This is a genomic window from Allofournierella massiliensis, from assembly GCF_964241245.1.
Taxonomy (GTDB): Bacteria; Bacillota; Clostridia; order Oscillospirales; family Ruminococcaceae; genus Allofournierella; species Allofournierella massiliensis.
This window is the reverse complement of the sequence record NZ_CAXSWZ010000035.1, coordinates 22,739-29,338: the sequence shown is the minus strand read 5'-3', so window position 1 is coordinate 29,338 and position 6,600 is coordinate 22,739. Positions and strand designations below refer to the sequence as shown.

The 6,600-nt window shown below is 62.5% G+C and carries 7 protein-coding genes; 5 read left to right on the top strand and 2 right to left on the bottom strand.

The genetic code is table 11. The annotated features are described in order from the left end of the window. Positions 1-59 precede the first annotated feature (59 nt). Positions 60-701 carry an epoxyqueuosine reductase QueH gene (locus tag ACESYO_RS14555; protein WP_373210555.1) on the bottom strand — a complete coding sequence of 214 codons (642 nt, stop codon included), beginning with the start codon at positions 699-701 and terminating at the stop codon, positions 60-62. Between the two features lie 467 nt (positions 702-1,168). On the opposite strand from ACESYO_RS14555, the gene ACESYO_RS14550 reads away from it, so the two are divergent. The 5 genes from ACESYO_RS14550 to ACESYO_RS14530 all read left to right on the top strand — a co-directional run bounded on the left by ACESYO_RS14550 (position 1,169) and on the right by ACESYO_RS14530 (position 5,462). Continuing rightward, positions 1,169-1,387, top strand: coding sequence for a DUF896 domain-containing protein (locus ACESYO_RS14550; RefSeq protein WP_276871181.1), 219 nt, complete (start codon positions 1,169-1,171; stop codon positions 1,385-1,387). Positions 1,388-1,535: 148 nt separating this feature from the next. Then, positions 1,536-2,714, top strand: coding sequence for a cation diffusion facilitator family transporter (locus ACESYO_RS14545; RefSeq protein WP_373210556.1), 1,179 nt, complete (start codon positions 1,536-1,538; stop codon positions 2,712-2,714). Between the two features lie 34 nt (positions 2,715-2,748). Continuing rightward, positions 2,749-3,933, top strand: a complete 1,185-nt coding sequence (locus tag ACESYO_RS14540) for an aminotransferase-like domain-containing protein (RefSeq protein ID WP_373210558.1) — start codon at positions 2,749-2,751, stop codon at positions 3,931-3,933. Positions 3,934-3,977: 44 nt separating this feature from the next. Continuing rightward, positions 3,978-5,189 carry an NADP-dependent isocitrate dehydrogenase gene (locus ACESYO_RS14535; protein WP_373210560.1) on the top strand — a complete coding sequence of 404 codons (1,212 nt, stop codon included), beginning with the start codon at positions 3,978-3,980 and terminating at the stop codon, positions 5,187-5,189. Between the two features lie 30 nt (positions 5,190-5,219). Beyond that, positions 5,220-5,462: a helix-turn-helix domain-containing protein gene (locus ACESYO_RS14530; protein WP_276871176.1), complete on the top strand. Its 243-nt coding sequence runs from the start codon at positions 5,220-5,222 to the stop codon at positions 5,460-5,462. A 49-nt stretch (positions 5,463-5,511) separates the two neighbouring features. On the opposite strand, the gene ACESYO_RS14525 is transcribed toward ACESYO_RS14530, so the two are convergent. Beyond that, on the bottom strand, positions 5,512-6,597 hold the full coding sequence (locus ACESYO_RS14525; protein ID WP_373210563.1) for a helix-turn-helix domain-containing protein: 1,086 nt from the start codon (positions 6,595-6,597) through the stop codon (positions 5,512-5,514). Positions 6,598-6,600: the final 3 nt, after the last annotated feature.

Below are 6,600 nucleotides of genomic sequence, written 5' to 3'. Positions count from 1 at the left end.
GGCTGGCACAAAAAAGCCCCGCGCCGGCTGCGGGGCCGGGCGGGGCGGTGTTGATGCGGTTATTTTTCTGGGGCGGGCTGCTCCGGCTTCGGGGCGCTGCCCCGGGCCGAAAATTCGCAGCCGCACCAGTCCTGCCGGTACAGGCCGTACTGGGCCGAAAGCTCCAGACTGCGCTTGTGGCCCTCTTTGCGCTTGAACTCGTTGGGCAGGTGGCGCACGCCGTATTTGGCTTCCAGCTCCCGGCCAATGGCGTTGATCTTCTCTGCGTCCTTGCGGGGGCTGATCGAGAGGGTGGAACAGAACCAGTCAAATCCATGCTCGGCGGCGTATTTGGCCGCGTGCTCCATCCGCAGCCGGTAGCACACGGTGCAGCGGCCGCCCCGCTCGGGTTCGGCTTCCAGCCCGGCCACCGCGGTGTAGAACTCGCTCTGGTCGTAGCCCTCCTCCACCAGCGTGATGCCCGGAAGATTCGCCTGCTTCACAAACTGGTGCAGCTCGTCCGCCCGGCGGCGGTACTCGGATGCGGGCCAGATGTTCGGGTTATAATATAAAATGGTGATGTCAAAAAAGCCGTACAGCATCTCCAGCACGGCGCTGGAGCAGGGGGCGCAGCAGGCATGCAGCAAAAGCCGGGGGCGGCTTTCGCCCAGGCTCAGCAGCACCTGTTCCATCATTTTGGGGTAGTTGGGGCGGTTTGCCATGGGAAAAATCTCCTTTTTCGCGGGCCAGATTTCGGGCGGCCCTTCGGCGCTAATTGTATCACGTTTTGCCCCGCCGCGCCAGTGCGGGCCCGCTTTTCACGCTTTTCGCAGAATGTTTATAGGCCTATCACGATTTATCCACAATTTGCCTGTAAGATAAGAAGCGTAGACCGAAGGAAAGACAATCGTCTTTCAAAACCCGGTATTACTGCTGCGGCAGGGCGGCCAGGGCCGAATTGCTGCCCGCTGCGCACTTACACTGGAGCCCGGCGATGCGAGGCATTGCAGTGCCGAGCCGGGACCAGACAACCATCTCCGTTTTCCTCTGTAAAGGAAAGCTTCCTTATAATCGCTGTTGCAAAACCAGCCCGGCAGAAATGCCGGGCTGACTTTGCGTTTTGCGGTAAAATCTGTTACAATACCCTTATATGTCTGGAAGAAAAACACAGAAAGTGAGCGCATGGAATATGACCAAGGAAAAGATTGCCCGCATCAACGAGCTGGCCAAAAAATCCCGCACCGAAGAGGGCCTCACCGAGGCCGAAAAGGCCGAACAGGCCGCCCTGCGCCGGGAGTACATCGACGAGATGAAGCAGAGCCTGCGCAGCCAGCTGGACAATGCCGACTACATCGACGACAAGGGCGTTCGGCGCCCGGTGTCCGACCTGAAAAAAGTGAAGAACTGAAAACGGCCGGTGCGCCAACCGCAAAACAAACGCCGGCAAAAGCAAAAAGCCCGTACAACCACTGGTCAACGGGCTTTTGCTATGCTATAATAAAGCGGTGAATCGAAAAAATCCGGTTCGGTTTGCCACAAGAGAGGAAGGATTCAACGTGACCAAAGCCCTGATCCGGCTTTTTGTAAAAAACCATGAGAACACCCGCGACTCCGCCGTGCGCGGCGCCTACGGCCGCATGGCCGGTGTGGTGGGCATCTTCTGCAACCTGCTGCTGTTTGCAGGCAAGTTCATCGCCGGCACCGTATTCGGCAGCATCGCCATCGCGGCGGATGCCATCAACAACCTGTCCGACGCATCCTCCAACATCGTGAGCCTGATCGGCTTCAAGCTGGCGGAAAAGCCCGCCGATGAGGACCACCCCTACGGCCACGCCCGGTTCGAGTATCTGGCCGGTCTGGCGGTGGCAGTGATGGTGCTGGTCATCGGCGTGGAGCTGGCCAAGAACAGTCTGGACAAAATCCTGCATCCCACCCCGGTGGTGTTCAGCTGGCTGTCGGTGGCGGTGCTGGCGGCGTCCATTCTGGTAAAGCTGTGGATGGCTCTGTTCAACACCCACATCGGCAAGCTGATCGATTCCTCCACCCTGCAGGCCACCGCGGCAGACAGCCGCAACGACGTGCTGAGCACCGGCGCGGTGCTGCTGGCCACCCTGATCAGCCGGTTCACCCCGCTGGAGCTGGACGGCTGGATGGGCCTTGCGGTGGCGGCGTTCATTCTGTACAGCGGCGTGGGCCTGATCAGGGAGACGCTGGATCCCCTGCTGGGCCAGGCCCCGGACGAGGCGCTGGTGCACTACATCCACGACAAGGTGATGAGCTACCCCGGCGTTCTGGGCACCCACGACCTGATGGTGCACGACTACGGCCCCGGCCGCCAGTTCGCCAGCGTGCATGTGGAGATGGCCGCCGAAGCCGATGTGATGGAAAGTCACGATGTGATCGACAACATCGAGCGGGATTTCTGGGACAATGACCACCTGCATGTGGTCATCCACTTCGACCCCATCATCACCAGCGACGAAAAGGTGAACGACGCCCGCCACTGGCTGGGCGAGGTGGTGAAGGAGATCGACCCGGCGCTCTCCATCCACGATCTGCGCATGGTGGCGGGCCCCACCCACACCAACCTGATCTTCGACTGCGTGACCCCCGTGGACTTTGAAATGGACGAGGCCGACCTGAAGCGGGCCATCAAGCAGGCGGTGCGCAGCAGCCGCCCGGATTATTTCTGCGTCATCACAGTGGAGAGCGGCTATGCCTCCATCCCCCATTAATGGGATATTTTTAAAAGGAAAGAAGCGATTCGGCATGGAATTCCGTTATTCAAACAAGGTCAAACAGATGAAGCCCAGCATCATCCGCGAGCTGCTCAAGCAGATGAGCGACCCGCAGCTGATCAGCTTTGCGGGCGGCAACCCGGCGGCGGACAGCTTCCCCGCGGACACCATCCGCAAATTCAGCGACGAGCTGCTGGCCACCGACCCGGTGGGCATGCTGCAATATTCCGTCACCGAGGGCTACGGCCCCCTGCGCAAAGCCGCCCGGGCCTACGCCAACCGGCAGTGGCCGGTGGTGCGCGATGCGGATGAGGTGATCATCACCAGCGGCAGCCAGCAGATCATCGAGTTCATGACAAAGCTTTTGTGCAACGAGGGCGACGTGATCGCGGTGGAGGAGCCCGCCTTTCTGGGGGCCTACAATTCCATGCGCAGCTTCGGCGCCCGCCTTGCCGGTGTGCCGCTGGAGGCGGACGGCGTGGATCTGAACGCGCTGGAAGCCGTGTTCCGGGACGAAAAGCCCAAATTCTTCTACTGCATCCCCAACTTCCAGAACCCCACCGGCTACACCACCAGCCTTGCAAAGCGCAGGGCCATCTATGAGCTGGCGGTGCGCTACGGCGTGCCGGTGCTGGAGGATGACCCCTACGGCGCGCTGCGCATTTCCGGCGAAGCGGTTCCGCCCATCAAGCACTTCGACACCACCGGCGCGGTGGTGTATGCCGGGTCCTTCAGCAAGGTGCTGTGCCCGGGCATGCGGCTGGCCTTCTGCGCCGGGCAGCCGGAGTTCATCGGCAAGATGGTGGTGGCAAAGCAGGGCAGCGACGTGCACACCAACGTGTGGGCCCAGCGGGTCTGCGAGCGGATTCTCACCCAGACCGACATGGACGCCCATCTGGCCCGTTTGCAGGAAATCTACCGGGAAAAGGCCAACTACATGATGGCCGAGATGGACGAAAAGCTGGCCGGCCGGCTGAGCTACATCAGGCCGGAGGGCGGCATGTTCATCTGGGCCACCCTGCCCGAAACGGTGGACACCGACGCCTTCGTGAAAAAGTGCCTGGAGCACAAGCTGGCGGTGGTGCCGGGCAGCGCCTTCTACACCGCCGACGCGGACTGCCGCAGCGTGCGGCTGAACTTCTCCACCCCCACAAAAGAGCAGATCAGACAGGGCGTGGAGATCATGGACAAGGTATTGCGGGAGCTGGGCGCGTAACGCGGCCTGTTCGCCCCGATTAGACAGAAAGAGAGGACAAGCCGATGGAAAAGATCAAGATGACCACCCCGCTGGTGGAGATGGACGGCGACGAGATGACCCGCGTGCTGTGGCAGTGGATCAAGGAGGAGCTGCTGTGCCCCTTTGTGGAGCTGAACACCGAATATTACGACCTGGGCCTGCCCAACCGGGACGCCACCGGCGACCAGGTGACCATGGACGCGGCGCTGGCCAACAAGAAGTACGGCGTGTCGGTCAAGTGCGCCACCATCACCCCCAATGCCCAGCGCATGACCGAGTATGACCTGCACGAGATGTGGAAGAGCCCCAACGGCACCATCCGCGCCGTGCTGGACGGCACCGTGTTCCGTGCGCCCATCCTGCTGGACTGCATCAAGCCGGTGGTCAAGACCTGGAAAAAGCCCATCACCATTGCCCGTCATGCCTACGGCGACGTGTACAAGGGCACCGAGTTCCGCGTTCCCGGCCCCGGCAAGGCCGAGCTGGTGTTCACCGGCGCGGACGGCACCGAGATGCGCCAGACCATCTATGACTTCGAGTGCGCCGGTGTGCTGCAGGGCACCTACAACAAGGATACCTCCATCGAGAGCTTTGCCCGCAGCTGCTTTAACTATGCGCTGTCCACAAAGCAGGATCTGTGGTTCTCCACCAAGGATACCATCAGCAAGAAATACGACCACACCTTCAAGGACATCTTCGCCGAGATCTACGAGAAGGAGTACAAAGAGCAGTTCGAGGCCGCGGGCATCGAATACTTCTACACCCTGATCGACGACGCGGTGGCCCGCGTGGTGCGCAGCGAGGGCGGCTTCATCTGGGCCTGCAAGAACTACGACGGCGACGTGATGAGCGACATGGTCTCCACCGCCTTCGGCAGTCTGGCCATGATGACCAGCGTGCTGGTGAGCCCGGACGGCAACTACGAATACGAGGCCGCCCACGGCACCGTGACCCGCCACTACTACCGCTACCTGAAGGGCGAGAGCACCTCCACCAACCCCATGGCCACCATCTTCGCCTGGACCGGCGCGCTGACAAAGCGGGGCGAGCTGGACGGCAACGACGCGCTGGTGAAGTTCGCCAAAACGCTGGAAGCCGCCTGCCTGGACACGCTGGCCAGCGGCGTGATGACCAGGGATCTGTGCGGCCTGGCTGAGGGCGTGGAGACAAAGCCCGTGGACAGCCTGGAATTCATCCGCGCCATCCGCGCCAATCTGGAAGCCAAGCTGGCCTGAGCGCGGCCCGAAAAACGTGAGGTGATGCCCGTGAACATTGGTGAAGCGGTGAGAGAACGCATTCTGGAATTGTGCCGGGAGCGGGACCTCTCCATCAATAAGCTGTGCAACATGAGCGGCGTGACCCAGTCCACGGTGAACAACATCATCAGCGGCCGCAACCGCAGCGCCACCGTGTCCACCATCCAGAAGCTGTGCGACGGGCTGGGCATCACCATCGAAGAGTTTTTCCATTCCCCGCTGTTCCGGGGTCTGGAACAGGAACTGAAATAAGCAGAAAACCGCCCCCATTGGAAACGGCCAATGAGGGCGGTTTTTTGTATCAAATGCTCTCCTCCAGCCGGGCGAGGGCGGCGGCAAACACCGGGTGGCTCAGCAGGGGGCGGTATTTTTCGTCCTGCCGGATTTCACTCGGCAGCAGGCGGCGCAGCTCCCGGCTGCTGGCTTCGGCGCCTTCCGGGTGCTTCGCGGTCACGCCCGGGGCGAAGATGTCCGCCCGGGGGAAGGCGGGCGGGCCGGTGAGCACCTCCACATAGCTTGCAAAGCAGGCGGCGGCTTCGTCCGGCCTTCCTTCCTGCAACCACAGCTCCATGGCAAGGCCTGCGCTCATGTCCGGAAAATCGAAGGCCCGGGCCAGCGCCCCCCAGGCTTCGCACACCGCCCGCCGCCGCTCCGGTTCGGGCAGCAGCTTCGGGTCCATCATGGTGGCCAGCAGGCTCTGGGCCTGACTGATCAGCTTGTACAGCTGCTTCTGGGTGGTCTCCAGTGCTTTGCCGGGCTGGCCGGTTTTCAGGTAATACCGGGCCCATGTGCCGGTGGGGTCGCCCACCCGCTCGGGCAGCTGGCGCAGCAGCGCCGCGCCGGTTTCCGCGTCGCCGTCCGTGATTTCCAGCATGGCCAGCCCGATGGTGGCGGTCTGCCAGTAGGCGGCGTTGCCGCTTTCGCGCACCTCCTCCAGCAGCTGGCGCTTGCGGGCCCGCCAGCGGGTGCGGGCTTCCTCGCCCGCCGCGGGGAAGAACATGGCCAGCGCGTCGTAGCTGGCCACCGCGTTGTATTGCAGGGCGGTGCAGCCGGGGTACTGGTGCAGCAGCTCCTCCAGTTGCTGCTCGGCGGCCTGCCAGCCGTCCGGCATTTGATTCATGGCGGCGGTGAGCAGGTCGTTTACCCGCCGCACCACCTCTTCGTCGCTTAAGGTCTCCTCAAATTGCAGCAGCGCGTCCACGCTGGTGCCCAGCGCCCGGGCCAGCGGGCAGAGCAGGGTGATGTCCGGGTAGGAGGTGTCGGTCTCCCACTTGCTCACCGCCGGGGCGCTCACCCCCAGCCGGGCCGCCAGCTGCTCCTGGGTCAGGCCCTTTTCCTTGCGGCGGGCCGCAATGGCCGCGCCGATCTTCATCCGGTTCAGTTCCATGGT